The organism is Brachybacterium tyrofermentans (genome assembly GCF_039526165.1).
Taxonomy (GTDB): Bacteria; Actinomycetota; Actinomycetes; order Actinomycetales; family Dermabacteraceae; genus Brachybacterium; species Brachybacterium tyrofermentans.
The window spans coordinates 1-1,112 of record NZ_BAAAIR010000065.1 but is presented as its reverse complement, the minus strand read 5'-3'; the positions used below and the strand labels follow the sequence as shown (position 1 = coordinate 1,112).

Here is a 1,112-nt window from a genome sequence, read left to right as displayed (position 1 = left end):
TGAATCGGCCCAGGTTTGATGCCGTTGCTGTTTGAGTCCGAGAGGATGGACAGCATGCCGAAGAAGATCGATCCCCAGCTGCGCGCGAGGTGCGTGCGGCTCGTGCGAGAGCACCAGCAGGAGTACCCCACTCTGACCGCGGCGACGACCGCGGTCGCCCGCCAGGAAGGCGTCTCGCGCGAGTCCGTGCGGCGCTGGCTGGCCCAGGCCGATGTCGACGACGGGACCCGTCCAGGCCTCACGAGTGAGGAATCTGCCGAGGTCAAGCGACTGAAAGGCGAGGTCAAGCGATTGCGGGAGGATAACGAGATCCTCCGTCGGGCCTCGATTTTCTTCGCGGGGGAGCTCGACCCCCGCAACCGCTGATCCTCGCGTTCATCGACGAGATGCGCGCCGAGGGCTATGCAGTCGAGTCGATCCTCCGTGTCCTGCGCCAGCAGGGCCTGGGGATCGCTGCACGGACCTACCGGGCCTGGAAACGGCCGGCCCGCATCGCTGACCGGACCGTCACAGACGCTCTGGTCGAGGACAAGGTCCGCGACCTCGCCTGGACCGCCAACCCGGTCACCGGACAGGTCCAGATGACGCCGGAGGGCCTGTACGGACGACGGAAGTGGGTCGCCCTGCTTCGCCGCCAAGCAGGCCTGGCCGGTACCTCCCGTGGCGCCGTGGACCGCGCGATGCACACCCTCGGCCTCGAGGGCGTCCGGCGAGTCAAGAAGCTTCGTACCACCATCCCGAACCCGGACGGGAAACGTGCCGGTGACCTGCTGAACCGTGACTTCACGGCTCCGGCACCCGACCGGGTATGGGTCACCGACTTCACGTATGTCCGGACCTGGTCGGGGTTCGTCTACGTCGCGTTCGTCCTGGATGTGTTCGCCCAGCGGATCGTGGGCTGGCACGCCAGCTCCAGCATGCGCACCGATCTGGTCATGACCCCGCTACGGATCGCGCTGTGGCAGCGTGATCGAGAGGGAAACCCGGTCTCACCAGGGGATCTTATTCATCACAGCGATGCCGGGTCCCAGTACACGTCGATCCGGTACACCGAGCACCTCGACCTCGAGGGCATCGCCCCGTCGATCGGGACCGTCGGCGACGCCTACGAT

The 1,112-nt window shown here is 66.6% G+C and carries 1 pseudogene; it reads left to right on the top strand.

Annotated elements, in window-relative coordinates:
• Positions 1 to 54: 54 nt before the first annotated feature.
• Positions 55 to 1,112: pseudogene (locus ABD093_RS18225) on the top strand (IS3 family transposase); the annotation flags it as partial.